The following is a 25344-nucleotide window of genomic DNA, read 5'->3' on the forward strand; positions in this document are numbered from 1 at the left end:
GCGACTGTGGAGGAGAAACTAGCTCACGAGGTAGTGGGAGTACGACTTGCGAATCTTATTGACCTTCGGCACGGCGACCGCCATGCAGTAACCCTGACCGGGATGCTTATTGAAGAAGTCCTGGTGGTACTTTTCGGCCTCGTGATAGTCGCCGAGCGGCTCGATGGTGGTCGTGATGGCGGAGCCCCACCACTCGTTCGCCCGATCGCGGGCGGTTTCAAACAGCTGCTTCTGCTCGTCGTCGGTGAAGAACATCGCCGACCGGTATTGGGTACCGACGTCGTTGCCCTGGCGGTTGAGCTGGGTCGGGTCATGCAGCGTGAAGAACACGTCGAGAATAACACTCGCCGGAACGACGTCGGGGTCAAAGGTCACCGCGACGGCCTCGGCGTGACCGGTGCGCCCGCTGCAGACCGCTTCGTAGGTCGGGTTGGCGGTTGTACCGCCGGTGTACCCCGACACGACATCGCTCACTCCGCGCAGCACCCGATACACGGCATCGAGACACCAGAAACATCCACCTGCGACCACGAAAGTTTGCACCGGGCCAGCCTAACTGGTCGGTCGCTGCGGCCACAGGTCGAAGCGGCACTCTCGGAGCGCGTTCGCCCGAAGCGGATGTCAGTGGTCGCCCATACGGTGAAAGAATCACCCGCGGCCGGCTGAGTCGCCACCACGAAGGAGCACGTATGACCACTCTCAGCGCACCGATTGCTCACGCAGTAGTTCCCGAAGTTCGTGGCCGCAGTTTCATTCTCGTGCGCGACGGGCTGTGGCGCATCGTCGATCCGGCTGGCGCCGTCATCGGCTATCTCGAACGCCATGCCGGCGTCGACGGCGACCGATTCAGCGCCAGACGCGTGGTGTTCGCGACCCGCACCCGAGACCTCGGCGTCTTCTGTCGCATCGACGACGCGGTTGACTGTTTTCGCTAAAGCGTCATCTACTAGAGCGACATGTAATAGTGGCAACTGCGCGGGGGCACGCCGCGGCTGGTCCCCGCGAACAGGGTTCGACGCGGATAAAATCCACCACATGGAATGGTGGAATAGCTTCGTAGCCTGGTTTACCGATGTCAGCACCCAACCGATGGTTTTCACCGCGGTCGTGTTCATCGGCGCGATCGTCATTGCCAGCGTGCTGGCGGCGTTGATCTCCCGCGGGGCCGTCAAACGGCTCCTCACCCAGCGGGATCGTGAGATCAAGGTCGCCGCGATCTCGACCCTTATCGATGCCGCCACCGAAGCATCCGTCTGGAATTCTTTGACACCGCAGGAGCAGGTCATGAGTGACCGGGCGGTTGGCCAGGCCGACATTCAGGTGCGGTTGCTGCCGATCCGTGGATCGGGAATCGCCGCGAACTGGGCCGCCCACGAGCTCTATGAGCTCAAGCGCACCTCCGCCACCTTCGGGTACCAGCTGGAGCCGGCCCTGGTCGAGTTTCGTGACCGCTTGGTGGACTGGCAGAACAAGCCGGCCCGAGCACGCAAGATTTTTCAGAGCGATCTGGACCGCTGGAAGGCGCAGAACTCCTCCACCGAGAAGAGCCTGCTCGCTGAACAGGAAGCCTGGGTGGCCCAGCAGCACCACGACCAGTACAGCGCGACCGATTTCGCGCCGGCTCCGCTGCGGGCCGCGCCGCTCACGCCTGCGGCCGTCAACCGCACCCCGGCATCCGTTTCGACAACATCGCCATCAAGCGCGTCGCCGTCTACCGAGACCCAGCGCCTGCTCGACGACGTGAACAAGCTCGAGGTGCGCAGCACAGACCCGCTCACGCGGTCGTCGGCGGCCCCGACGCTCTAGAGGCAGCTCGACACGCTGGATGGTGTCGACATCACTGCCACCACTCGTCGAACAGCGAGGCGGGTACCCGCCGCTTATGCTCGGTGCTGAGGTAGCGCGTTTCGATCGCCGCGGCGACCTCGTCCTCGACCGGTTGGCCCTCGAGATAGTCGTCAATGTTCTCATACTGCAGGCCGAGATTGGCCTCATCGGTCTGGCCGGGAGTGTGGTCGAGCAGGTCAGCCGTGGGGTCTTTCAGATAGAGCTGTTCGGGCGCGCCCAGCTCCGTCAGCAGGGCGCGGCCCTGACGCTTGGTCAAACCGGTCAGCGGCAGAATGTCCGTGCCGCCGTCGCCGTACTTGGTGAAGAATCCGGTGACCGCTTCGGCGGCATGGTCGGTACCAACCACGAGCAGACCGAGCTGGCCTGCCAGCGCATACTGGGCGATCATGCGGGAGCGCGCCTTGACGTTGCCCTTGGTGAAGTCGGTCATCGCAACGTCGAGGCTCGCCAGGAACTCGCTCTCGAACCCGTCGACGGCGAGTTCGATATTGAAGGTGGCCTGCGATCGCGGGCGGATGAATTCCAACGCGAGTCGGGCATCTGCTTCGTCGCGCTGCACCGCGTAGGGTAGGCGCACGGCCACGAAGGTCGCCGGGTGGCCCTCGTCGACGAGTTCGTCGACTGCCAGTGCGCAGAGCCGGCCGGCGAGGGTGGAGTCCTGGCCTCCGCTGATGCCGAGCACGAGTCCCTGGGCGCCCGTGTCCTTGAGGTATTCCTTGAGAAACTTCACCCGGCGACGCACTTCTGAGGCAGGGTCAATGGTGGGTGAGACGTTGAGTTCCGCGATGATTCGCGCCTGAAGTTCTCGCATACTTGAATCTAGCAATCCTCGACAATTCGCGCAGCGACCGCACCCGAAAAAACGCCCAGAACAGGCCAACCACGCCTGGTCATCGACGAGCGCTCAAGGCACGCCGCACTCCGGCGCCCCGCACTCCGGCACCCCGCCGAAGCGAGAAACGATTCTCTCGCGGTGCCCTCGGTAGGAATCGAACCTACGACAATCGGATTGCGGCGGACCCTTCTTGGCTCAGCGACTCTCATTGCGAAACCTAGACTGATCTTGTCCGATCTCGATCTGATCAGGAGTTCCCTGTGATATCTGGCACAATTCTATCGCAATACCTCGGCCCATCTCGGCTGGTCTCGACGCAATAAACGTTGAATAAACGTGCGCGCATCAAGTCCCACTGTTCGACCCCAAACCCACACCCGTTCGACATACGATACCGAGCGCGAGCCGAACTCCTGGTCTCGGGTTCCACACCTGACGTGGTGACCGCCTGTGACTAGCCCCGCGCTTCCGCACAACGGTCGCGACCGCGCTTAACCGATCTGGGCAGGCGTCTAGGGAGACCGCGAAATCCGCCCACATCCAGGGTGTGGCAAGCCAAAGGCAAGTTACCCGACTGGCCGTCGGTGAATCCGTTCGTCTACCGCGTCCGGACGAGCTTGGAACGACATCGCAACGCGCTGCCTCGCGAGGCGGGCAGCGTTCCGAGCATCCTTGATTGTCAGCCTGTTCGTGGGCACGCGCCCAATGACCTCCTGCATCGCGAGCTGCACGACCAGTGACTCGACGGGCACAGAAGGCTTTCCCCGATGAGTCCTAGCCTGGTTGTCCATCTCCGCGTCGACGCGAAACCGGGCACTATTGCGGTGCGCATGGGTCACGATTGTTCTTATGAGTCGCTCGAACTGCCGCTGCCGCTCCTCGCGCTGAACCTCGGCCTTCGCACTCCGCACAGCCGCCGCAACGTCGCGGCCGGTCAGTAGGTCGACCCGCCGCATCCGCTCTGCGACTATGTCGACGGCTCGGGCGTAGACGACGTCCTCCACCGACACCGACGGCAGCCCGATGCGGGCACGCGACGATACGTAGGCCTCGGCGAACTCGTGCATGCGGGCGCCATTCTTGAGCATGTGCTCGGTGAGCGATTCGGCGAAAACGGTGAACTGCCGCAGATGCTCTGGCCGCGACGGGTCATTGAAATAGGCGTCAGCTTCGCGCTCGTTGGTGCGTCGCTCAGCCACGGTCGTCGCGTGCAGAAGTTTCGGCGGGAGGCCGGCCCGGCTCAGGCTGCGCTTGCGACGTCTCGCTGCAGCGTTGGCTTCTAGCTCGGACTGGTAGATCTCCGGGTCGCTGCGCCGGTTGCGCTGTAACTCGGCCCGGCGATCCTTGTTGCGCTCGGCCCACTGCCGGGTGATCTGCTTCGTGCGCTCGGGGTCGGCATCCCGCCTGGCCGCGGCGCGGGCATTCACCTCGTCGCGATGCGCCTCGTAGTAGCGGTTGTAGTACTCGCGCACCTTCTCGCGGTTCTCCGCCACCCACCGCTGCTGATACTCACGCTTGCGCTCGGGGTGCTCCTCCCGCCAGCGCTTCGCACGCTGCCTCCCCCGCGCCCGCACCTCCGCCTCGCGATGCCGGCGAGCCGCAGCCCGACGCATCGAATCCCGATTGAGCTCCCGGGCCCGGTCGAGATGTTCGGACCGCCATAGACGATTCAGCTCGCGGATCCGGTCGCGGTTCGCCGCCACATACTGGCGCCGCTTCTCCGCCTCGTCAGACGGATGCTCCGCCAGCGCCTTCCGCGGCGCGGCGTTTTCCTCAGATGGGTCGTTCATGATCGCGGCTACTCGGCCGGCGGCGGGGCGAGCTCGATGACCAAAGCAAGCAGTTCAGAGCGATGCGCCGTCGGATTCGCGATCACACGCCCGACCGCGAGTCGGAGCCGCTCGGCATCCTCGTCCGCGATCCCGGCGACGGGCTCCAGGCAGTACGCGATGTCGTTCTGCAGGTGGGGGCCGTCATCGTCGACGGCGACTTCCGGATAGTAGAACAGCGCGGCCAGCGCGGTGCGGCTGAGCAGGTCGTCGAATTGCTCCTGCGGGATCGTCATGGTGCAGCCTCCTGTGCGCGGACCTGGGTGAGCCAATCATGCCGCTAACAAGAGGTACGCCAGCCCAGACGTGCCGTTAGCCGTGCCGCGAAACGAGTATGGACTCGTCGAAGTGCTCGACGTCGTTGGCGAGCAGCGTCCGGGTGATGCGCCGGCGTGCCACGGCTTCACGAACGCGAACCGTGATCAATTTCAGCAGGCTGATCGGCCCGATCAAAACAAACTTGAGCGTGTTGAAAAGGAACAGCAACACGAGCAGGTTCAGCCAGCCCGGACCACCAACTTCGACCTGCGCTCGGCAATAGATAGCTGCGAGCGAATAAGGAACGGCGAGCAGCATCGCAGGCACACCCCACTTCAGCCCGCGCCGCGTATTGATTGCGTCGATCACGATGGCGGTCGGCATGAAACGGCGCAAGAAGAAGTAGCTGCGGGCGATCGCGGCCAGAATGAGGTCGAACATGGCGCGGCCTTTCAGACGTTCGGCAACAAGAACCTGAAGGGACTGAAAGTTATGCCGTAGCAACGAGCGTCGGCGCGTAATAGAGGTTGCCTGCCAACACTGTAGGACTGGATGCGCACGGGCGAAAGTGCCGCGTGCCAATTGGCAAACGGATGCTTGCTCGCGCTTTCCCGCACGGGCTCGCGCTAATCTGCACGCCATGACGGCGAGCGAACGAATGAATTAGTCGAAACGGCCTTTGCCTGTTTACCCGTCCATAACCCCTCCGGTCACCGCTTTGACCGTCGCTCGCCTTTGGCCGGAAGCACGGCCTCATACTCGCGGTCCTCAGTGCTGCTCAGCCCAAACCTCCGCCAGCTCGGTTCCTTCGGCTGCGCGAGCACTTCGTTCTGCTCTGGGTCACAGGCTCCTCGGCCGGCGTCTCGGCAGAGGTGCTGGGCGCTAAAGGCGGGTGCGGGCAGCTTGGCTCTACCACTGACGGGAACCCGATACCCTGTCCATTTGCGGTCCTGGGCGATGTGGCCATCGCCTTGAACGAGGCCGCAGTAGCCGCAGTTCTGGGCGATGTAATACGTCTCCACCACTTTGGAGTATCGCTTTTCGAAGTACGTTGGCTTCGGTAAGCCACTTGCTGTGATCTGGGCAATGATGCTGGCCTGTAGCCGCTCCTCGACACGTTCAGGCAGCCAGGGCTCATAGTCGTCAAGCCAGACTGCGGCCGTCTGGCCGCATCTTGTCTCAATGTCCACGTCAACCACGTACCAGTAAGAGATCCATTTGCCGCATTCTTCGCTCCAACATTTCGCCATCGCGGTGGCGACGTAGGCACTGGTAACAACGGGTTCAAGCTTTGGAGCGAGGACCTGGCTGAAGAGCAGGTCAAGCCCGTGAGCAAGCGGAAGTGTCGTCCTCGACTCGGCCAAATCGAGGGCGAGATCGATAGTGATGTTGTCGACGGTGCCGTTCAGATGCTCTGCTCGCACATCATTCACCGATTCACGGTTACGAGGGCCGACGAGCCACAAGACTTCGAGGCCCACGGCCGTATACCGCGCGTTTCGCCGACTGACCTCGGCGTCACTCTGCTTGGACCACTGCGCTTCGACGGCGATACGCCGGCTTCCTCGAACAAGCAGTACGTCAATGATGAACGACCGATCATCCGCTGGAGATTCGACGATTGCTTCGAATCCATGGGCCTCACCGGCGGCAGCAATCAACGCCTTCGTTTGAAGATGCTCTGGCGACTCCGGGCCGCCCTCGTGCCTTGTGCAGTCAGCTGACTTGTGAGCAAAAAACTGCAAACCGTTCGGCGAAGTCTTCGGGTATCCGGGCTCTCCGCAGACCATGGCGACGCCTGCGTCCCTGTAACCCTGTTTGAGGGCGACCCATTCCACATGATTTAAGCGCCATGCTTCAACACGCTGGTCTTTGTAGTGAGCGACGAGGGGCACGAGCCCGAGTCTAGTAGCGCGGTGCGACATGAATTGTGGAGGTGTAGAGGACTGGCTCGAGGACGGCTCGAGGAATTCCGGCTCAAAGGGAAACGCCACACCTACTTCAAGACGAAGATTTCATCGCGGGTCTCTGGCCAGCTCGATTCGCCGGGTACCGCGTACACGCTGACGGACCAGGCGGAATCGCGCGACTAATGGCCCGGGTGCCAATGCGCGAATCGATGCATGAGCCTCAGGGCAGTCCTGCCAGGCTTAGGTGAGACCGGACTCGGCACGATGAACGGTGGAGTGCGCGGGCTCAGCATCTACGCCCTGACCAATTTCACGGCTACATCCGCAGCTGTTGCCAGCGCGATCGTGACCGCCTCGTTTGGCATCGCCGAGCAGGCACACAAGCTTCGAACGGGCCAAATCACCGAAATCGAATTCCTAGAGAACGCGGAGCTCGTGTCTCTTGACGCGGCCGTGAGTGCGCTTTCTTCATTCATCGGCCAAGCAGCAATCCCGATCCCTGTGTTGGGTGCTGTCATCGGCAACGCCGTCGGGATGGTGATGTACCGGTCAGTCAGAGACTCACTATCCAAGCGGGAGGAGCAGCTGATTGAAAAGTACCTTGAATATCAAAGGGCTCTCGATCAGAGGCTCGATGACGAATATCAGGCTCTGATCGAGCAATTGAACGAGGGTCTGGATCACTACTTCAATCTGCTCGAAAAGGCTTTCGATCCGGAACCGCGGCTCGCATTCGTCGGCTCGATCTCTCTTGCGCATGAAATCGGTGTATCGACAGAAGATCTCTTGGTCAGCGAGGAGAAAGTGTCCACGTACTTTCTCGACTAGTAGAGACAGGGGAAATGAAGGTGCTCGTAGAAACCGTGCAGTCAACCAAGTTCTACCTAGTGACCAGCTCCGCGGTTCGGGTTGATAGAGTGCGTCTCGGTCCATCTTGCGCGTGGCCTTCTTCCGCAAGCCGGTGCGCTGCTTCGCGGGCGACTCGAGCGCGTGCGGCGTCGAGTTTCTGTGCCGTCGATTCCGGAGCTGCACCGAGGGGTCGATTTCCAGTGATGCCGTAGCGGTCACGATAGGCGGCGACGGTGCATCCGCTTTGGTGCCACGCGGCGGCGGCCGACCCGCGTGGTGCGGCGCCGAGGGCTCGAGTCCACGGCTCCCCCGCGAGCAACGCTTGGTCGAGCACGGCGGACGCTCGCGACTCGATCAGGTCGGCGCGCTCGACCAACGCCTGGTATATGGCAGCATCCATCGGTCCGAGCGCACGAGGGATCAAGCCGGCAACGAGCCGCGGAGAACGGCGGCTGCGACCTGCCCCGGTATCTCGCGACACGACCGCGGCGACCCTGGCTCGCAGCACTGCCGCGATGTCCTGAGCATCCTCGAAACCCCGAGCCGCGACCACGCGTGGAAGCAGGCGCGCCACGTCAACATAGTGCGCCTCGGCTCGCCGCAGCTCCGCGGTCAAAGGCCCGAAGGCATCCGAATTGATCGCCTCTGAAGCCTGTCCAGGCGAGAGCCCACTCGCTCGCACCAGAGCGGCCCACCGGTCGTGCTGCGCGGCGGCCGCGAGGGTCTCGTACTCCGCCGCGAGTTGCGCCACCGATCCCCACGCATCCTGCTCGGCCGCCAGAGTCTCGTGGGCGGACAGCTCGGCCCCGACGTGCTGCAAAATGCCACAGAGGATGCTGCGCGCCGTCACGTCCGCAGCGTCACCCGGCCGCGGCCCCACATGGGCAACATCGGGCCGGTCGACAGCGACGTAGGCGCTGTTCGCCTCGCGCCCGCGCGTCATCGCCACGTACAGGTTCTCGCGCGGCATGCTCGGCGCGACGACGACGTGCGCGGTGTCGGTCGTGATCCCCTGCGCCCGGTGAGAGGTGACCGCGTAGCCCAGCTCGACGTGCTGAGCGACGTACGAAGCCGGAAGCAGTACCGTGCTCCCCCACCGCCGACCCTGCCGCCGCACCTCGACCGAACCGTTCCGATGCACGCCGATCACATTCCACCGATCGCCGTTGCGCACCCAGCTGCGCGACGCATACAGCCGCCGGTCGTTGCGCCGGGTGATGACCGTGTCGCCGACGGCGGCGCGAGTTCCGTCGTGCAGGGCGACCTCGTGCAGCGCGTCGACCCGGCCCTCTAGAATCAGCTCGGTGCGAGCGCGCACGTTCAGCGCTGCGACGGCCTCGTTTGAGTCGCTGATCAGCACGGCCGACTTGCCCGAGCGGATGTCCGCCCGCCATGCCTCGTAGGCAGCATCCGCCATCGCCTCGGTGCTGCCGTCGCGCAAGCGGTCATGCGAGCCGTACAAGTCGATCACGTCGGGGTTGCCTTGGCGCAGCCCGAGGGACGCTGTCTTCTCCCACTCGTGCACGAAGCGGTGCACATCGATGAGTTCGGGCGCATCCGCTCGATCGTGCACGAGCAGCGAGAACGCACCGCCCGCCTCGACCGACTGCAGCTGAGCGTAGTCGCCGACCAGTAACACCTTCGCCCCCGCATCCAAGGCCTGAGCGGTGACCCGATCCAATGGCATTGTGCCCGCCAGCGATGCCTCGTCGATGATTACGAGCTGGCCAGCCCGAAATGACGAGCCCTGGTCAACATGGGTCTGCCACCATTTGGCCAGGTTCTCGGTCGCGATACCGAGATCCGTCGCCAGAACCGTCGCCGCGGCAGCCGACGGAGCCAGCCCAACCACGGAGCCGGTTCCGTGCGTTGCCTCCCACGCTCGCCGGAGCGCGTTCATCGCCGTCGTCTTGCCCGCGCCGGCCGGCCCCACCAGAACATCGATGAAACGGCCCGAACCAGCAACGGACGCGAGCGCCTCGAGCTGGTCGTCAGCAAGCCGCCCGCCACCCGGCAATCGAGAACGAGCGGCCAACCCGAGCGCCACGCGTGGTGCAGTCAGAAGCGCGGCCCGCTCGAGCAGCCGAGTCTCCGCGTCGAGCAGCTCGGTCGAGGTGAACACGACGGAATGCTTCGGCCGAAACACCGACGCCCCGTCCTCCCGTTGAAACTCCACGGGGCTCACGGCGAGCTCTGGCGGCGTGAGGCGCAGGGACGCGCGCTCGGCAGCATCCACTACGAGACCGACGACGACTTCCCGATCGGAGGCCGACGCGAACCGGTACGGCATCGTCTGGCGCGCAGCCTCGGCCGTGAGATTCCAGTGCCGCCAGGTGGCGCGCTTCTCGCTGACGGCCGTCATCACGCTCACCCCGAGCGCATCCACGGCCTGGCGCGGCAGGTCCTCGGCACGCAGCAACACTGGGGACAATTCGGCGACCGTCAACATTTCGTGCTCGAGCACGTGCGCGGCGCGTTCGCGCCACGCCGCCGTGAGGTCCGCGAGCGAGTGTACCTGTTTCGCCGGCCGCGTGGCGAGCGTGGCCTGCGCACGCAGCTTCATGATCGTCACCGGCGTCGGACGCCGCCCGTGACCGGTCACAAACTCCTCGATCAACCTGTCAGTTGCGACATCGATGTGCCGGGCCCGCGTCGAGAACTCCGCAACGAGCGCCTCCGGCACTCCCGTCAGCGCCCACGCCGCGTGGCGATCTCGCCCCCGTTCCCGCATCTGCCACCGCACGCCGAGCGATCGCGTGAGCTCGTCGGCAAACAGCGTCTCGTGCAGTTCGGAAAGCGCCACCACGGCCTCGTGCATCGGCCGGCCGTCGAGGGAGCGCCACTTGCCGTCGAGCACGGTCTGCACCTTGTTGCTGATCACGACGTGCGTGTGCAGGTGCGGGTCGCCGGCCCGGCTGTCGAAGTGATCGAACGCCGTCGCGATCAGTCCGGTCACATCGACCTGCGCCACGGTGCCGCCCTGCGCCGTCGAGCCGGTGCGCGTCGCCGCGACCTCGCGCTCCATGTACGCCAGCACCTCGGCCACCGCCGCATGGTGCGCGTGCACGATCTGCTCCTGGGTGATCGCATCGCCCACACCCCAGAGGATGCTCGCCGACTTCGGAATCGAAAACGTAAAGTCATAGCCCGCGACGGCCCGACGGCGTGCTGCGTCCGACTGCTCTTCAGCGGATGCCGCGGCTCGTTCGGTCGGACCGAGCTCGCCTCTCGGGTCGGAGGCGCGGTCGTCGGCCGGCCGATACATCGGGTACGCGCGACCGAGAGGTTCGCCGGTAACCGGGTCGCGTCCCAACCCGATGAGTAACTGCAGCTGCGCTTCAGTGATGACATCGCCTTCAACGATGAGTCCCTCGCCGAGGCCGCGGAGGCCGCCGCCCATCCACCGTCCCGGCGGCGTCCCTTCCTCGGTGTAGTAACGAGTCAGCGGAGTCGACAGAAGTCGCTTGCCATCACCAGCGGCGACCGTGCGCAGCAGGTATTTGTAACCGTCCCCTGCGCTCATCACCCGCATCGACACCGTCACCCCAGTTACCTCCATAGTTGCATTGAAGGTGCGCCGCGACCGCCAGAGCATTCGACAGACGCTTCTTCGTCGCAGGATTTTTGCAAGCAACTGGGCAAGTATTCCGCCAAGATTATTCAGGCCATCGTGGCCAACGATTCACCGCGCCCAACCGCTGGCGGAGGCGACATCCTTCGGGCATACGAGCGCAGCAAGGCCGAAGGTGGTCTATGTCGCCACGGTCGGCCGTAGTGGACGACGCTCGACCCTCAGCGTGATGGACCCCGCGCTTCGGCACCCCGTGCCGCCCCAGGCAAAAGGCCGTAAACCCTTCAGCTGCATCATCCACTTGGAACACGGAAGCCCTGTCAAGGACTGGCCAGCAGGAGTCTCGAGGGCTGCCTCGATTTCAGGTCGGCCTTGAAAGATCTGAGCCTGCTATACCTTTGGGGTTCCAACGCACGGGCTGACACCGCATTTTTCGGAAAGTTCGCCAGGATCCCTTGTTTTTACAGGGAACGGTGCGGTTCTCTCCTACGTATTTCACCTTGCTGGTTCGGGTCGTCGCCTCTTGATTCTGATGAGTAGACGATGAGTAGACCAAAGGCGCCGGATCGAAGGCTAAGCGTCAACTCAACGTGCACCTCTCGCCGCCCTGGTGACGCTCGTGATGGCCTCGAGCTATTCGCGCGTTCGCGCCGCGTAAGCGGATCCTTCAACGCACCGGAGGGTCTCGATGGGCTAGACCTAGGGCGAGTGGGTGCCCATGATCTTCCCGAGAGTGATCGCCACGTCGAAGTCCCGATCCCACGTGAGCGCGACAAGATCGTCGAACTCCGCCTCAGGGCGGAGCAGATTGAGTACGTCGGCCTCGAACACTGAGCCCGGTTCTGCGAGAGCGAGCGCTTCGTCGTGGAAGCGACGGTACTCGTCGGGTGCCCGGAACATGACCGAGTAATCTCCTTTGGGGAGCTCTCCGACGGAAACATCCCACTTCGCCTCAAACGTCTTGAGCGTCAGCGCTACGTCGTCGGCGTTGAACGGCTCGGACAAGAGCTTCGCTCCAGTCGCTTCGCGGGCCGAATCCAACGGAAGCGTCTCCGACCAGAGCACGGATAGGTGGCGCTCAAACCCGATCTCTTCGCGAACCGTATTGTCGAGCTTCAGGTAATCGGTGTCCAGATACCCGCGTACGCATCGGGCGATCCAGAGGATCGGGGCACCAATCAGATTGACCCTTAATGAGTCGGCGTCCTGGCCGTAGACGGATGCTCGGATCCTCGTCAGAAGCTCGTTGCAGTGGTAGTCCTTGAGGAATCTGAACAAGTGAGTTGACTGCCGCGGCAGCCCATCCCAGAGTGAACTCTGAAGGAGGGGGAAGTCATCCAAAATCAACTCCAGCTCGCGAAGAAGCGCGGGCTTGGCGACCGATGACACCAGAGAGTCGTCAGGCTCGTCCCAGCGCCCAGCGCCCTCGTAATCGAATTTTGCCTTGCACTGGGCGTACACAACAGCTTGAGCACAGGTGTTGAACAACTCCGGGCTCACCTGGTACTCAATCTCGCAGTGATAGTTGAGGTTATATCGCCCAAGCTCTTGGTCGGTGACCCGCTCGAAAACCTGCCTGGCTGATAGCACGTCCCTCGCAGCCCGGCCGAGGATCCGCTCGACCTCGCCAGGCGAAACGCCGGCGGGCAGCTCGTTTGGGCGCAACTCATCGACTATCTCCTCGATCGTAGAGTTAAGCCGCTGAAGCGTCATCCTGATCAGGCCACGCACGGTGTCGATACGGAGCCGCTGCCCCTCGTCTTGGAGCATCATCTGTTCAACGATCAGGTCGAGGTCCGCCAGGAACGGGTAATTTTCACGTATAAGCGCGTGCCGTCTCCCTCGGGCGTTCTGTTTCGTGAACATCTCGGTAATGATCAGGCCGAGCGAATAGACGTCCGCAGGTTTGCCTATGCCGTGAGCATTGTTCCTCATCATCTGTTCGGGTGCGAGGTAGTTCCGGTTCACCAAGAGATCGTCGCGCTCCGTAAGCGCAGAGTCCTTGAAGTGCGCGATGCCGAAGTCGGCCAGGACTAGTCGGCGCGCGTCAGGGTCGACGAGCACATTCTCGGGCTTAATGTCGCGATGCACGATGCCGCCGCTGTGCACGTACGCGAGCGCGCCGCAGAGTTGGAGTGTGTAGTCGAGGAGCACTTCGGCATCGAATTCGTCGCTGATCACGTTTCGCAGGGTCATAGGGTAAAGGTCCATGACGTAGTAAAAGAAGTTCGCGTCGTCCGAGCGTGCGTGGATCTTTACGACGTTTGGATGGTTCGCCGTCTGGCCATACCCGATCTCCTGCTCGAAACGCTTGTTGCGAGCGGAGCCCTCATTGGAATCCTTCCTGATCCGTTTGACCGCGAAAACCAGGTCGTCGGGCCTGCGGCGAGACTTCCAGACGACGGCTGATCCGCCCTGTCCTAGGGCTGATTCGAGTTCATAAGTGACTCCGTCGATGATGAGTGACTCATGGTTCGGCATGAAGCCACGCTACTACCGCCCCCGTGGTGCTTGCGCGACAAGTCGAATCGAGGCCAGCCGGTCATCCGTCGCGCGCTTCACGAGATCGCATCCAACGCGATTCGTCATCTTCATCCTCGATCTGCAAAAGGCGTGGGAGTGGGTTCTGTGTTGGCTGCAGCGCTGGAGCAGTCGAGTCGGCGAGGATCGCAGCGCGCGCGGGACACCATAAGGTCGTGTTCGCGAAGAACGTGATCCAGAGGCTATTTATCGCCTGGATTTCTCGACACTTGCCTAGCCATGGCCTAGCATCGGTGTCCATCGTCGCGTACCTTTCGCAGGGTGACTAGAGATCGTTTTGAAGAAGCGACCGCCCGACAGATAGTGGCGCTTCACCTCGGCGTTCCCGTCGACCTGCACGACGACGGCCGATCCCCTGGAATGGTGGATGCGATCATTCGGGGCAGCAAGGGTAACTACCCGCTCGAGGTTGTCAGCGATCACGAGGTGCCATACGTGCGCCAAGCTGCGGCTCTTGAGCAATACGGACAGTTCCTCCAGGTCCCGGGAATTAGGAATTCCTGGCATATGACGCTCACACGTCGCGCGAGAATCCGCCATATCCATGAGGAACTGCCGTCCTTGTTGCTCGCGATGGACCCGCAATTACCCGATGAAATGGACGGCACCCACGTGCCCCGAGCTTTTCGTGATCTCGGCATTCGTCGCATGAGCAAAATGTCAGTAGAACCCGTGGGGTGGAATGTGATCCTTTCCCAAGGCGGCTGGAGCGGCTCTGCCGGGACGGACGAGCTCGGCAACTGGATAAGTAACGTCCTAGCGGCGCAAATGGACGTGGCCGCGAAGCTTGCCCGATACGGCGGAGTTGAGCGCCATGCTTTCATATGGGCAACGGTCGGCAGCCGCTTCGGCGCACAACTCGCTCTAACCGAATCGTGGCTCCCTGTCATTCCTCCTCGCCTACCGGTCGAGATCACTCACGTTTGGGCAGGAGGATTGATGTCTGACCAGGGGTGCTTCTACTGGTCTCCGGTTGCAGGCTGGGTCCGAACAGACTGGTCATGGCGTCCCGAGAGGCCGGCGAATCAAAGTCCGTAAGGAACACAGAAATAAACAGATTAATTGTCGAAACGCTGTGGCGGTACCGACTGCCACCCCAGCGGGCATGGCTCATTGGTCGCGGCGTGATGTATCGGCCCCGCTGCATCGTGTCGGCGAAACGCAGCTTGGATTCATCGGCGATCCGCCAAAGTAGATGCAATCGGTCGCAAGAACACTGGAAACATGCGCTCATCAAGTTTTTGAGACAGTTCGATGTGTTTTTCTTCTATGCCGCAGCCAGTTGGCGGCGGTCTTGGTAAGCGGCGAGAGCGGCGGCCGGCTGTAATCCTCCGTTGTGGGAGTGGGGCCGTCGCCGGTTGTACCAGGATTCGATGTATTCCATCACCGCGGTGCGCGCGGCGAGGTGGTTCTCGAAGTGCTGCTGGTAATACATTTCGGTCTTCATATGGGAGAAAAACGACTCCGCCACGGCGTTATCCCAACACACGCCCACCGCTCCCATCGACTGCGTCACCCCGTTCGCGAAGCACCACTTCTGGAAATCTCCAGAAGTGTATTGTGAGCCGCGGTCCGAGTTGAAAATGGCCCCGTTCACGTCCAGGTGGCCGTGGTCGCGGGCCATCGCCAGGGCGTCGATGATCAAGCTGGTGCGCATGTGAGCGGCCATCGACCAGCCCACGACCATCCGCGTAGACAAGTCAATGACGGTCGCCAAATACAGCCACCCCGACCCGGTTCTCAGATAGGTGATATCGCCGCAGAGCCTGGTCCCTGGAACCGTGGAGGTGAAGTCCCGCTTCCCATTCTTGTCGAGCATGTGGTTCTTAATGTGCTCGGTCCGGGCGTCGGGGTCAACCGTCGTCGTCTTCTTCCACGCCCGCATCCTGACTGCCCGCAGGCCGCGCCCGGCCATGATCGACCCGACTGTGCCCGTGGCGATACTGACGCCCTCCTGACCCAGAAGGGTAGTGATCTGGTCCCTCCCAGCCTTGCCCTTCTCACGCTTGTAGACGCGGACCACGTGCGCGTCGAGCTCGTCATGGCGCACCTGCGTTTTAGTGGGTTCCGCCGGACGCAGCCAGCGGTAGAACGACGCCCGAGAGACCTTGAGCTTGCGGCACATCCAGTCGATCGGGAAGGTGGCCTTCTCCACACTGATAAACATGAAGTAGTCGTTTATCGTTGCTTCGCCGCGAAGAAGGCGCTGACTTTTCCCAAGAATTCGATCTCCCGTTTCAGCTCGGCATTCTCAGCTTGCAACGCTTTGTACTTGCTCCACTCCACCGGGCCAGGGTCCTTCGCGCCGGCGTCGGGGTGCTCTTCCTTCCAGACCCGAACCCAGTTCCCCAGCGTCCCCTCCACGACCCCGATCTCGGGTGCGACTTGCGCGATCGGCCGGCCCGATGAAACGACCAGCTCCACGGCCTCGGCCCGGAACTCAGTACTGAACTTACGACGATTCGTCATGAAACAGATCCTCCTATCGTCTGTCTCAATTCACTGTACGGGCGCAGTCGCGTGGACGAGCCCGATCTGGGGCACCGCGGCGGTGACCGCGGGTATCCCGGTTGGCGGGCGCAAAATCGTCGAGTGGATGCCGGTCGTCACTCGGTGGGCGTGGCGGTCTGGGCATGAGCAGCTGACCTACCGGCGCCGCATCATCCGCCCGCGCCCGGTGGGCACCCTGTCACTGCCGGGCGATGCCGCCGCGCTGCGCGAGTGGAACGATCCCGAGTCAGGGGCGGTCATGATCCACGACCCGCACGCGCAAACCCTCACCGCGGTCGTCGCTGTGTCGCACCCGGCGTTCGCGCTGCTCGACCCGGACGAGCAGCATCGACGCGTGGTCGGCTGGGGGCGCGTGCTCGCTGGCGCTTGCCGGTCGGGGCGGATCGCGCGGCTGCAGGTGTCTGAGCGCACGCTGCCCGACTCCGGCACCGGCCTGACCGAGTGGTGGGAGGGGCACGGCATCAACGACGACAGCTGGGCCGCAACCACCTACCGCGACCTGATCGAGAGAGCCGGACCCGCAGGGGAACGCCATGCCACAACGATCGCACTGTCACTCGATCTCAACGCGGCGGGCCGGCAGGTGCGCACTCAGGGCGGCGGCATGCGAGGCGCGGCGACCGTGTTGCGGCAGGAAATGACCGCTCTCACTGGCGCGCTGCGGGCAGCGGACCTGACCGTCGGCGGCTGGCTTACCGCCGACGAGCTCGCGGTGATCCTGCGAACCGCTTACGACCCGGCTATCGGTGTCGATCTGGAGCGGCATCCGCTAGTTGGGCGGTCGTTGGCCACGGCCGGGCCGGTTGCCGTCGCCGAGAGCTGGGATCATCTTCGCACCGACAGTGCTTTTCACGCGGTGCTGTGGATCAGCGAATGGCCCAGGTCGCAAGTCTTCCCCGGGTTTCTGTCACCGCTGGTCTTCACCAACGGCATCCTGCGCACCGTGTCGCTGCACTACCTGCCCGTGCGCGCCGACCAGGCCGCGCGCGACCTGCGCAAGAAGAAGACCGAGCTCATCAGCGACGCCCACCAACGCAACCGCATCGGCCAAATAGAGGATGCCGGCGCCACCGCCGAGTACCACGACCTGCTGCACCAGGAGGCCGACCTCACCGCAGGCCACGGCGTACTGCGCACCACCGGCCTCATCTGCATAACCGCGCCCACGGTCGATGAGCTGGACGCTACGGTGGCGTCGATCGAGCAGGCCGCAATTCAGGCATCCTGCGAGACACGCAGGTTGGTGGGGCAGCAGGCGCAGGCGTTCACGGCTGCGGCGTTGCCATTGTGTCGGAGCGTGTGACTATCGCTAGGTGGTTATCTATTTCTGAGGCCTGCGAGCGACCAGAAATCCAGCCACTACGATAAGGCTTAGAAGCATGGGGGCGAGGCTTGGCCGAGTCCGGGGATTCGACGAGTCGGCGTACTGCCGTACGCGAGGCACTTACGGGGAATGAGAAACGTTGGCGAAGAACAAGCCTGGCTGCGGTGCGATTTTATTGCACACCATCTTGACCATCATCACGGGGGGTCTGTGGTTGGTCGTTCTCATAATCCGGGCCCTGATCAAGTAGGCGGATTCCCGTCCGCACGCCGCAATGCCTGGCGACGGGTTGGCCTGCACCGACGCAGGCGGCCAAGTACGGCGCGTCAGAAGCACGTCCCTGAAACAGTGAGGTATTTCAAGTGATCAAAAGAATTATCGCGGCAGGCCTCGGAGTGGCATTGATGCTGTCCGTCGCAGGGTGCAGTCGTGAAAAGCCCCTCACGGCTGATCAGGCACGCATGCCAGCATCTTCAGATGACTTCATTGACGAAGACTTTCAAGACGTCGCGGATTCTTTGACCGGCGCCGGCTTCACGAATGTCGAAACGAAGGCGATGGGCGACCTAATTGCCGGCTGGCTGAGCAGCCCCGGAGAGGTAGAGGAAGTTGAGATCGGTGGAGTCGCGTCCTTCGATAAGGCCAGCGTATTTGAACGCGGCGTTTCGATTGTCGTGTCGTACCATTCCTTCCCTGAGGATGACGAGGACCAGCCTGCGGAGTCTGCAGCTCCGTCCGCAGAGCCGTCCGTCAGTCCCAGTGCAGATGCGGAGATTATGACTGTTGAAAACAACGCGGACCTCGCAGCGTTCCTAGCTATAACAGACAATTGCAGTGACGTGAATTCAGATTTCGCGGCCAAATACGAAGGTCGAATAATTGAATTCGACGGCAACATCTCTGCTATGCAACACCACGGCGACTACGACACTCGGTATGACTTCCTTCTCGCGCCTGGGGACTACAGCGAAACAAAGATCGTTGGGCCTTCCTTTCAGTTCCGGGACGTGAATGCCACATACGATCTGCATCTCACCGGATCCAATGGAAAAGACACTATCGGCGTGGGGGACCAGATTCGTATCACAGCTGAAGTCGACTTCTTCGACAGCCTCCCCTGCCAATTCATTCTCGAGCCGGTCGCTACTGCGTTCCGTTAGAAGCGCTGAATCAACCGACTAATCACATCAATTGCTAGAGCGAAGCCTGCTTGACGCGATCGGTTGGAGCCGAAACGACGCTCCGAAGGCAGGTGCCACAGCGGGTCGACTAATGCTGATCGTGCCCAAGCGGATCGGCACGGAGCCGGAGCGCGACCCACAGTCCGCATCGTCGGCAGATGTAGACGCTGTCGCTGAAGGCATGCAGCTTGCGGCGGGGATAGATGCGACCACAGCAGGAACAGCTGAATTCCGCGGCGCTATCCATAAGCAGCAAGTGCTGCTTCGATTTGCTGCTGGGTCGGAGCTCCGGCCATGCCATTCGGCGTGCGATAGATCCGGCAAGCGAGGTGGCTCGTGCGGCCGTCCGTAGGGAAGAGGTCCACACCGTCGACGAGGATCGTCGGCGATCCAGCGAAGAGAAGACTCGCGGCCGTCTCAGCGGAATCGATCAGTATGGATTTGATGGGCGTGTCCGACGGCAGGGTGTTGTTGACCGCGCGTTGCAGGCGATGAAGGGTTTCTTCCGAGTTCGGGCAGTCTGCGATGTGGAGCAGCTCGATTATCTCTATGGGTTTCTTCCTCTATAGGGCCATCGAGATCCGAATCATCAGACGGACACGGCGCCTCTCCACCTAATTCTGTCACCGCCGTCTCCGCCGGCGTAGCGCTCTGCGCACCTCCAAAGCAAAGCAATACGTGATTGGAGCGACGCATGGCTGGGTACGAAACGAAGAACCGCACATCTCGATGGATCAGTGTCGTTTTCCTACAAGGAGCTGAGGCCGACGCGGTGCTCGGACTGATCGACCGAAGCGGAGCATCCGCTGCCTTCGACTACCTGCAGCCACGAGACCACGGCGAGGCCACGACCGATGCCGCCCTCGAGAATGGGTACGTCTACGACCGCATCCCGGCCGGCCGGACCGACCACATCATCGAGCACGACGGCTCTCCATACGCGCTGACCTACAGCAGGACGTACCGGTACGTATCGCTGTTGCGGTGGCATCCGCTTGAATCTGAAGTCGTACCGGCACCGTCGACGCCCCACCGCGACGACATCTGGGGCGCCCCGCGGTCAACGCGCCTGGTCGAGCGCACGGTCACGCTGTGAAAGACACCGCAGTAACCGAGCGGATGCACACAGCCGCGCTGGTCGAGCCGTGCGGCGAGCTGCGCCGCGACCGTCGCGCTCGTCGCCGAGAGGCCGGCAAGATCGAAGCGGATGCCCAGAAGGCCACGACTCTCGCCGCCCGCACGCGCTGGCACGCGGAGCGGGACGAAGCACGATCGGGCGCGTACCTGCCCAAAGCCGGCGAGCCGGGTCCAGCTCAGCTGCGAACGCCCGGACGACTAAAACTCCCCAAGCACCAAGACACGACCGCGACGCTGTCCGGTCACTACCCGTTTCTCGCCGAGGCCGGACTCGGCTCGGCTGGGGTCTTCGTCGGACAGGACCTCTACTCGGGCGGAGCCTTCGTCTACGACCCCTGGGTGCTCTACCAACAGGGAATGATTACCGCCCCGAACATCGTGCTCGCCGGCATCGTCGGCTCCGGCAAGTCCTCGCTGGCGAAGTCGCTCTACACCCGCTCGCTCCCCTTCGGCCGGCGCGTCTATGTGCCGGGCGATCCGAAGGGCGAGCACACCGCCGTCGCCGAGGCCGTCGGCGGCAAGGCGATCATCCTCGGCCACGGCCTGCGCAACCGGCTCAACCCGCTCGACGAAGGCCACCGGGTAGCATCCGTTTCGGACGCCGAATGGTCGGCGCAGCTAACCGCCCGGCGCCGTGATCTGATCGGCGCCCTCGCCGAAACCGTGCTCGATCGTCCACTCAGCCCGCTCGAGCACACGGCCATCGATCTCGCCTTGGCGGATGCCGTGCGCAGCTCCGAAGTGCCGATCCTGCCCATGGTGGTCGATCGCATCCTCTCCCCCAACCCCGAGGACGACGAAGGTCGCCTCGCCGCAGACGGCCGCCTCGTCGGCCATGCGCTGCGACGGCTGGTCGCCGGCGACCTCGCCGGACTCTTCGACGGACCCTCGACCGTGCGCTTCGACCCCTCGCTGCCGATGGTGTCGCTCGACCTGTCGCGGGTGGCCGAGAACTCGACCCTAATCTCGGTGCTGATGACATGCTCGTCGGCGTGGATGGAATCCGCCCTCGCCGACCCGGCCGGCGGCCAGCGCTGGGTCATCTACGACGAGGCCTGGCGACTCATGGCGTATCCGGCGCTGCTGCGCCGAATGGATGCCCAGTGGCGGCTCGCCCGACACTTCGGCATCGCCAACATGCTGATCTTCCACAAGCTCAGCGATCTCGACAACGTCGGCGACTCCGGATCCACCATGCGCGCCCTGGCGTCGTCGCTCCTGGCCAACGCTGAGACGCGCATCGTCTACCGGCAGGAACCGGATCAGCTCGGATCCACGGCGAGCGCGCTCGGGCTCAGCCGCACCGAGCAGAAATTGCTGCCCGCGCTCGGCACCGGTCAGGGGTTGTGGCGGGTGAAGGATCGCAGTTTTGTTGTGCAGCATCAACTGCACCCCGATGAGCTTGCGGCGTTCGACACGACGGCGCGGATGACATCGGGGCAATAGCTGTACAACTTGTATTGATTGAGGAGGACTGTCCATGGGACGAGAATCGCGAATGACACTCGCCGAACTACCCGAGCCCCGCGCCGTCTACTTCCGACGAGCGAGACTTCTCTCACTCCCCCACGCGCCGGTTCAGCCATCCCGGATCGAATCTGAAGTCTTAAGCGGATGACCACCCAGCGACCGCAGACCGACCTCGGTGACGAGCTGACCAACCTCGGTATTGGACTCCTGATCGGCGCGGCAGTGTTGGCTCTGCTGCTTCGCGGCTCGGGTGCTGCCGCGGCCTGGGTGACGGGCACCAAGCAACCCGCTGGCGGGCCGGAAACCGGACTCGCTGTGCTCCTAGAGCCAGGCAACCCGGCCGCAGGGCTTCGGGCACCGGGTTTGAATGCGGTCGCATATTGGGTGACGACGATCGTGCTGGTGGGGCTGGCATCCGCTCTGGCGATTGGGTTGTGGCGCATTTTCAGGGGCGTCACAACGAAGGTCGACCCGTACCGCATTGCCGGCACAGCGACCCGTGCCGAGGTGGCCCGTGCCGCGTCGCATTCGGCGATCATGAAGCGCGCCGCGCATCTTCGACCGTCGCTCGCGAAGGCCAGCCCGAGCGATGTCGGCTATCGAATCGGGCGATCACGAGGTACCGCGGTGTGGGCGAGCGTCGAGGACTCGATCCTGGTAATCGGACCGCCACGCTCCGGCAAGGGGGCGCACATCGTGATCAATGCCATTCTTGATGCGCCGGGCCCGGTCGTAACGACCTCGACGCGCCCCGACAACCTCACGACCACGCTGCGCGCACGGCAACGGCTGGGGCCGGTGGCGGTGTTCGATCCGCAACAGCTGGCGGCGGGCGTGCCGGTGGGGCTGCGGTGGTCACCGATTCGCGGCTGCGAGGATCCGCTCACGGCGATGATTCGCGCGGCAGGGCTCGCCGCCGGAACCGGACTGGCCGCGGGCGGCGTCGAAGGCGGTGGATTTTGGGAAGCCAAGACCCGCACGGCCCTGCAGTCGATGCTGCACGCGGCAGCGCTCGATCACTGTTCGCCAGCTGACCTCTTTCGCTGGACCCTGGACCCGGCCGCTGCCCACGACGCCGTCTCGATTCTGCTGAGCGCTCCAGCAGCGGCCACCGGCTGGGGCGACTCGCTCCGGGCCACTCTGGAGGCCGACCCGCGCACGCGCGACTCCATCTGGCAAGGGGTCTCGCTCTCGTTGGGCGCCTTGGCTGACCCTCGAGTCTTGGATGCCGTCTCACCACCGGAGGGCGAGGGGTTCGACCCCGAAGCGTTCCTACGCAGCAATGGCACCCTCTACCTGCTGGCGACCGGCGCGGGCTCGAACAACTCGGCCGCTCTCGTGTCGGCGTTTGTCGAGGACCTCGTCGAGACCGCTCGCCGCATCGCCGCCCGAAGCGCGGGCGCAAGGCTGGACCCACCGTTGCTGCTCGCGCTCGACGAGATCGGAAACCTCGCGCCACTCCCCTCGCTACCCACGCTCATGGCTGAGGGCGGCGGCACCGGTATTACGACGATGCCGGTGCTGCAGTCCCTAGCGCAGGCGCGCACGAAGTGGAGCGACAACGCCGCCGGCACCATCTGGGACTCCTCCATCGTCAAGATCGTGCTCGGCGGTGGATCCAATTCACGTGACCTGCACGACCTCTCGACTCTGATCGGCGACCGCGACGAAACGACCGACTCGACGACGATCGGCGATCGCGGCTCGCGTTCATCGCAGCGCTCCATCCGCCGGGTGCCGATCATGCCGCCCGACACCATCCGCACCCTGCCGTTCGGCACCGGCCTGATCATGCTGCGCGCGGCGCCACCGATCATCGCGAGTCTGCAGATGTGGACCGCGCGCCCGGATGCCAAAGAGTTGCGTGCGAACTGGGAGGAAATCGAGGGGTTGATGGGGAGGCCGACTCGAAGCGGACCTGAACCTGAGCGAGTCGAACCTACGCGTGACGATCAGACGCGCCGTTGAGATGCATCCGTCAACGTGCCGCGGACGTGCCGTTCATCTAGCAGGACGTATCGTAAAGGTCGTCATCAGAGCCTTCCAAGCAACTCGGCCTTCTTCTGAGTGAATTCTTCTGCCGTTAGAACGCCAGCCGCCTTGAGCTCGCCCAGCTTGGCAAGTTGCGCCATCACGTCGTCTTGGGGCACCGCAGGGGCTGGTAAAGCGGCCACCCTTTCCGAGTTCTGTACCTGCTGTGAAGGGTGCGAACCAAGAATGAGCTGCGTCAGAATGATTTTGACTTTTGCGGCTTCCGCGTGGGATACGCGAAAGTCGACCGTGTTGCCAGACGTGATCACGGAAACTTTGGTATTCAACAGACCATCTCGCGACGTCGTAACGCTGGACATGCTTTTCACTGGAATCATCTCGGTGCCACTTTTACCGTTTGCGAATCCCGTTGCAAAAAGCGACAGTCCCCCCGTTAGCAGCCCTGCCGTGATCTTTCCGCCCGATACACCCCTAGGTCTAACCCACTCGACTCGATCCTGAAACACGGATATGCGGGCATTTTTACCATCGATGTGTGACGTAAAAGTGAAGAATGGCGTTTCGTTCATGGACATACCCCCGATTGTGATGACTGAGAGAAAGATATCAGCCGACCGCACCGCCCACCTTTTTGTTCGTAATCGGAAGGGCACCCCTAGCCAGCGATCAAGGTCAGATGGAATTTCATGATGACCAATCACTGCGGGACTCGAGTTACCCGGAAATCGACCGCTCCTGACTGTCGCCGAAGAAATAGGGAGCGAATGCGCACCTCCTTGTGAAGGCAAATCAACGTGCACCGTCCAAATCACGAGAGGCAGAGTCCCATGGCATTTCACACGCAGCAATCGCTGTCCGGCTTCATCGCTTCCGACCCGCAGCGATCGGTCACCGCGAATGGCGATACCCGCTTCTACGTGCGCGTTGGCCAGCCGCACTTCCGACACGACGACAGCGGCAACTTCACAGCGCTCGAGCCAACCTTCCACGACTTGGTCGCCTATCGCGCCACCGCCGAACGGGCTCTTGCCCGCTTCGCCAAAGGCGACAGCTTCGTCGCCGAAGGGTATGTGCGCATTTTCCAGGTCGAACGCGACGGCGAAACCATGCAACGCGAAGAATTCGTCGCCAAGAAGATCGGCCACGACCTCGCTCGCACCAACTATCAAGTCGACCGTACCCATCGCGACGCTTCGAACACCTCGCTGGATACCGAAGTTGAGCACGAAGCGGAAGCGGCTCACACCAGCTCGAGGCGGTGAAACAGCAATGGCAGAGTCACTGGTCGAGTGGGCATCCGACGACCACGACGACGCGTTCCGAGCGAGCTCGTTGGATGACCTAGACGGTCCGCTCACGGCGGAGCCGCCGCATCCGATCAACTGGAACCTGCTCAGCGCCGACGACGCCGCAGCCGAATGGATCGAACTCAACCGGTGGGTGAACTGGCTGCGGCGCACCTACGGGCTGCCGGCATCCGTCGTGCCACCGTTCTGGCATCGGCACCCCGAACTTGTCTGGGAACTCTCCGCACTGCACCTGCACTGGCTCGGCGCCTACGACCCTGACCAGCACGGCTCCGCTCCGCTTGGCTGGCATCGCGATTTTGCGGATGCCCGCCATCGGCTGCGCGACTGGGTCGCGATCTCGGGAACGCGGCTGGAGCGCGACCGGGCAACGCGGCAGACTGCTTGGCCAGGCGAGCCGCCGGCCGACACCGTCGAAGACGAGATCATCGGCGACCGCGATGAGGACTTCGTGCAGTTCGTCGTCGACGATGTCGCGCGTCGCCGCGATGCCGAGGCATCGTTCTACTCTCGCGCTGAATCTAGTTGATATCGCCAAGCCTTGGCTCTTGCGAAGGGCGCAAAAGGGATTGCTTCGCTGTCGCAGTTGACGCTCCTGAGCGAGAATGTTCAAAGGGCGGGGTAAACGCGACACCTTCGGGCTCGTAACCCGCAGATCCCAGTATCCGTGCGGACGTGCCCGCTCAGCGTCCGTCTTACGGGCAGCGGATGAGCCCACGCGCGACGGCAGGATGTCTTCAGCAGCGTTGGAGCCGTTGGCACTTGGGAGACGCAAAGATGA

21 protein-coding genes are annotated in these 25344 nt (G+C 63.1%); 11 read left to right on the forward strand and 10 right to left on the reverse strand.

Features of this window, described 5'->3' with window-relative positions; genetic code table 11:
* Positions 1 to 18: 18 nt before the first annotated feature.
* Entirely contained in the window at positions 19 to 543 is a 525-nt protein-coding gene (gene msrA / locus IWX77_RS08015) for a peptide-methionine (S)-S-oxide reductase MsrA (RefSeq protein ID WP_196843987.1), read from the reverse strand.
* A 146-nt stretch (positions 544 to 689) separates the two neighbouring features.
* Here msrA and IWX77_RS08020 point away from each other — a divergent pair, with 146 nt between their 5' ends.
* A complete protein-coding gene (locus tag IWX77_RS08020; RefSeq protein WP_196843988.1) occupies positions 690 to 935 on the forward strand; it encodes a DNA mismatch repair protein in 246 nt (81 codons plus the stop codon).
* Between the two features lie 100 nt (positions 936 to 1035).
* Complete coding sequence (locus IWX77_RS08025; protein WP_196843989.1) at positions 1036 to 1806, forward strand: hypothetical protein; 771 nt, start codon at positions 1036 to 1038, stop codon at positions 1804 to 1806.
* 31 nt (positions 1807 to 1837) lie between these two features.
* Here IWX77_RS08025 and nadE read toward each other — a convergent pair whose 3' ends face one another.
* The 5 genes from nadE to IWX77_RS08050 all read right to left on the reverse strand — a co-directional run bounded on the left by nadE (position 1838) and on the right by IWX77_RS08050 (position 6665).
* Positions 1838 to 2659 carry an ammonia-dependent NAD(+) synthetase gene (gene nadE, locus IWX77_RS08030; RefSeq protein WP_196843990.1) on the reverse strand — a complete coding sequence of 274 codons (822 nt, stop codon included), beginning with the start codon at positions 2657 to 2659 and terminating at the stop codon, positions 1838 to 1840.
* Positions 2660 to 3249: 590 nt separating this feature from the next.
* On the reverse strand, positions 3250 to 4473 hold the full coding sequence (locus tag IWX77_RS08035) for a hypothetical protein (RefSeq protein WP_196843991.1): 1224 nt from the start codon (positions 4471 to 4473) through the stop codon (positions 3250 to 3252).
* Between the two features lie 8 nt (positions 4474 to 4481).
* Complete coding sequence (locus IWX77_RS08040) at positions 4482 to 4748, reverse strand: hypothetical protein (protein ID WP_196843992.1); 267 nt, start codon at positions 4746 to 4748, stop codon at positions 4482 to 4484.
* 76 nt (positions 4749 to 4824) lie between these two features.
* Positions 4825 to 5211 carry a sulfate permease gene (locus IWX77_RS08045; protein WP_327012121.1) on the reverse strand — a complete coding sequence of 129 codons (387 nt, stop codon included), beginning with the start codon at positions 5209 to 5211 and terminating at the stop codon, positions 4825 to 4827.
* Between the two features lie 269 nt (positions 5212 to 5480).
* Entirely contained in the window at positions 5481 to 6665 is a 1185-nt protein-coding gene (locus IWX77_RS08050; protein WP_196843993.1) for a competence protein CoiA, read from the reverse strand.
* Positions 6666 to 6893: 228 nt separating this feature from the next.
* On the opposite strand from IWX77_RS08050, the gene IWX77_RS08055 reads away from it, so the two are divergent.
* Positions 6894 to 7508 carry a hypothetical protein gene (locus IWX77_RS08055; protein ID WP_196843994.1) on the forward strand — a complete coding sequence of 205 codons (615 nt, stop codon included), beginning with the start codon at positions 6894 to 6896 and terminating at the stop codon, positions 7506 to 7508.
* A gap of 52 nt (positions 7509 to 7560) precedes the next feature.
* Here IWX77_RS08055 and mobF read toward each other — a convergent pair whose 3' ends face one another.
* Together mobF and IWX77_RS08065 are read right to left on the reverse strand one after the other, a co-directional pair.
* Complete coding sequence (gene mobF / locus IWX77_RS08060; RefSeq protein WP_327012120.1) at positions 7561 to 11088, reverse strand: MobF family relaxase; 3528 nt, start codon at positions 11086 to 11088, stop codon at positions 7561 to 7563.
* A 711-nt stretch (positions 11089 to 11799) separates the two neighbouring features.
* Positions 11800 to 13581 (reverse strand): serine/threonine protein kinase, encoded by a 1782-nt coding sequence (locus IWX77_RS08065; RefSeq protein WP_196843995.1) that lies wholly within the window; start codon positions 13579 to 13581, stop codon positions 11800 to 11802.
* A 321-nt stretch (positions 13582 to 13902) separates the two neighbouring features.
* Between IWX77_RS08065 and IWX77_RS08070 the strand changes: the two genes are divergently transcribed.
* Positions 13903 to 14679: a hypothetical protein gene (locus IWX77_RS08070; RefSeq protein ID WP_196843996.1), complete on the forward strand. Its 777-nt coding sequence runs from the start codon at positions 13903 to 13905 to the stop codon at positions 14677 to 14679.
* Positions 14680 to 14908: 229 nt separating this feature from the next.
* On the opposite strand, the gene IWX77_RS08075 is transcribed toward IWX77_RS08070, so the two are convergent.
* A protein-coding gene (locus tag IWX77_RS08075) for an IS3 family transposase (protein ID WP_196843997.1) occupies positions 14909 to 16110 on the reverse strand; the annotation gives its coding sequence in 2 pieces (ribosomal slippage) (positions 14909 to 15858 and positions 15858 to 16110; 1203 coding nt in all).
* Here IWX77_RS08075 and IWX77_RS08080 point away from each other — a divergent pair.
* The 5 genes from IWX77_RS08080 to IWX77_RS08100 all read left to right on the forward strand — a co-directional run bounded on the left by IWX77_RS08080 (position 16109) and on the right by IWX77_RS08100 (position 23232).
* Positions 16109 to 17455 (forward strand): SCO6880 family protein, encoded by a 1347-nt coding sequence (locus tag IWX77_RS08080; protein WP_196843998.1) that lies wholly within the window; start codon positions 16109 to 16111, stop codon positions 17453 to 17455. The two genes, IWX77_RS08075 and IWX77_RS08080, sit on opposite strands and share 2 nt — an antisense overlap.
* Positions 17456 to 17838: 383 nt before the next feature.
* Positions 17839 to 18636, forward strand: a complete 798-nt coding sequence (locus tag IWX77_RS08085) for a DUF4839 domain-containing protein (RefSeq protein WP_196843999.1) — start codon at positions 17839 to 17841, stop codon at positions 18634 to 18636.
* 715 nt (positions 18637 to 19351) lie between these two features.
* Entirely contained in the window at positions 19352 to 19753 is a 402-nt protein-coding gene (locus IWX77_RS08090; RefSeq protein WP_196844000.1) for a hypothetical protein, read from the forward strand.
* 23 nt (positions 19754 to 19776) lie between these two features.
* Positions 19777 to 21240, forward strand: a complete 1464-nt coding sequence (locus tag IWX77_RS08095; RefSeq protein WP_196844018.1) for an ATP-binding protein — start codon at positions 19777 to 19779, stop codon at positions 21238 to 21240.
* A gap of 168 nt (positions 21241 to 21408) precedes the next feature.
* Positions 21409 to 23232, forward strand: coding sequence for a TraM recognition domain-containing protein (locus IWX77_RS08100; protein ID WP_196844001.1), 1824 nt, complete (start codon positions 21409 to 21411; stop codon positions 23230 to 23232).
* Between the two features lie 65 nt (positions 23233 to 23297).
* Here the strand turns inward: IWX77_RS08100 and IWX77_RS08105 are convergent, their stop codons facing one another.
* Positions 23298 to 23831, reverse strand: a complete 534-nt coding sequence (locus IWX77_RS08105; protein WP_196844002.1) for an SHOCT domain-containing protein — start codon at positions 23829 to 23831, stop codon at positions 23298 to 23300.
* A gap of 252 nt (positions 23832 to 24083) precedes the next feature.
* Here IWX77_RS08105 and IWX77_RS08110 point away from each other — a divergent pair, with 252 nt between their 5' ends.
* Together IWX77_RS08110 and IWX77_RS08115 are read left to right on the forward strand one after the other, a co-directional pair.
* Positions 24084 to 24518 carry a single-stranded DNA-binding protein gene (locus IWX77_RS08110; protein ID WP_196844003.1) on the forward strand — a complete coding sequence of 145 codons (435 nt, stop codon included), beginning with the start codon at positions 24084 to 24086 and terminating at the stop codon, positions 24516 to 24518.
* A 7-nt stretch (positions 24519 to 24525) separates the two neighbouring features.
* The gene (locus IWX77_RS08115) at positions 24526 to 25092 is read left to right on the forward strand and encodes a hypothetical protein (protein ID WP_327012119.1); all 567 of its coding nucleotides are present in this window, start codon (positions 24526 to 24528) and stop codon (positions 25090 to 25092) included.
* The last annotated feature ends 252 nt before the right edge of the window (positions 25093 to 25344 follow it).

The sequence above is a fragment of the Cryobacterium sp. CAN_C2 genome (genome assembly GCF_015751745.1).
Taxonomy (GTDB): Bacteria; Actinomycetota; Actinomycetes; order Actinomycetales; family Microbacteriaceae; genus Cryobacterium.

Coding starts and splice junctions, on each gene's coding strand:
- IWX77_RS08020 (WP_196843988.1), top strand. CDS start 690: ATGACCACTCTCAGCGCACCGATTGCTCACGCAGTAGTTCCCGAAGTT.
- IWX77_RS08025 (WP_196843989.1), top strand. CDS start 1,036: ATGGAATGGTGGAATAGCTTCGTAGCCTGGTTTACCGATGTCAGCACC.
- nadE (WP_196843990.1), bottom strand. CDS start 2,659: ATGCGAGAACTTCAGGCGCGAATCATCGCGGAACTCAACGTCTCACCC.
- IWX77_RS08035 (WP_196843991.1), bottom strand. CDS start 4,473: ATGAACGACCCATCTGAGGAAAACGCCGCGCCGCGGAAGGCGCTGGCG.
- IWX77_RS08040 (WP_196843992.1), bottom strand. CDS start 4,748: ATGACGATCCCGCAGGAGCAATTCGACGACCTGCTCAGCCGCACCGCG.
- IWX77_RS08045 (WP_327012121.1), bottom strand. CDS start 5,211: ATGTTCGACCTCATTCTGGCCGCGATCGCCCGCAGCTACTTCTTCTTG.
- IWX77_RS08055 (WP_196843994.1), top strand. CDS start 6,894: ATGAGCCTCAGGGCAGTCCTGCCAGGCTTAGGTGAGACCGGACTCGGC.
- mobF (WP_327012120.1), bottom strand. CDS start 11,088: ATGGAGGTAACTGGGGTGACGGTGTCGATGCGGGTGATGAGCGCAGGG.
- IWX77_RS08065 (WP_196843995.1), bottom strand. CDS start 13,581: ATGCCGAACCATGAGTCACTCATCATCGACGGAGTCACTTATGAACTC.
- IWX77_RS08080 (WP_196843998.1), top strand. CDS start 16,109: ATGAAACAGATCCTCCTATCGTCTGTCTCAATTCACTGTACGGGCGCA.
- IWX77_RS08090 (WP_196844000.1), top strand. CDS start 19,352: ATGGCTGGGTACGAAACGAAGAACCGCACATCTCGATGGATCAGTGTC.
- IWX77_RS08095 (WP_196844018.1), top strand. CDS start 19,777: ATGCACACAGCCGCGCTGGTCGAGCCGTGCGGCGAGCTGCGCCGCGAC.
- IWX77_RS08100 (WP_196844001.1), top strand. CDS start 21,409: ATGACCACCCAGCGACCGCAGACCGACCTCGGTGACGAGCTGACCAAC.
- IWX77_RS08105 (WP_196844002.1), bottom strand. CDS start 23,831: ATGTCCATGAACGAAACGCCATTCTTCACTTTTACGTCACACATCGAT.
- IWX77_RS08110 (WP_196844003.1), top strand. CDS start 24,084: ATGGCATTTCACACGCAGCAATCGCTGTCCGGCTTCATCGCTTCCGAC.
- IWX77_RS08115 (WP_327012119.1), top strand. CDS start 24,526: ATGGCAGAGTCACTGGTCGAGTGGGCATCCGACGACCACGACGACGCG.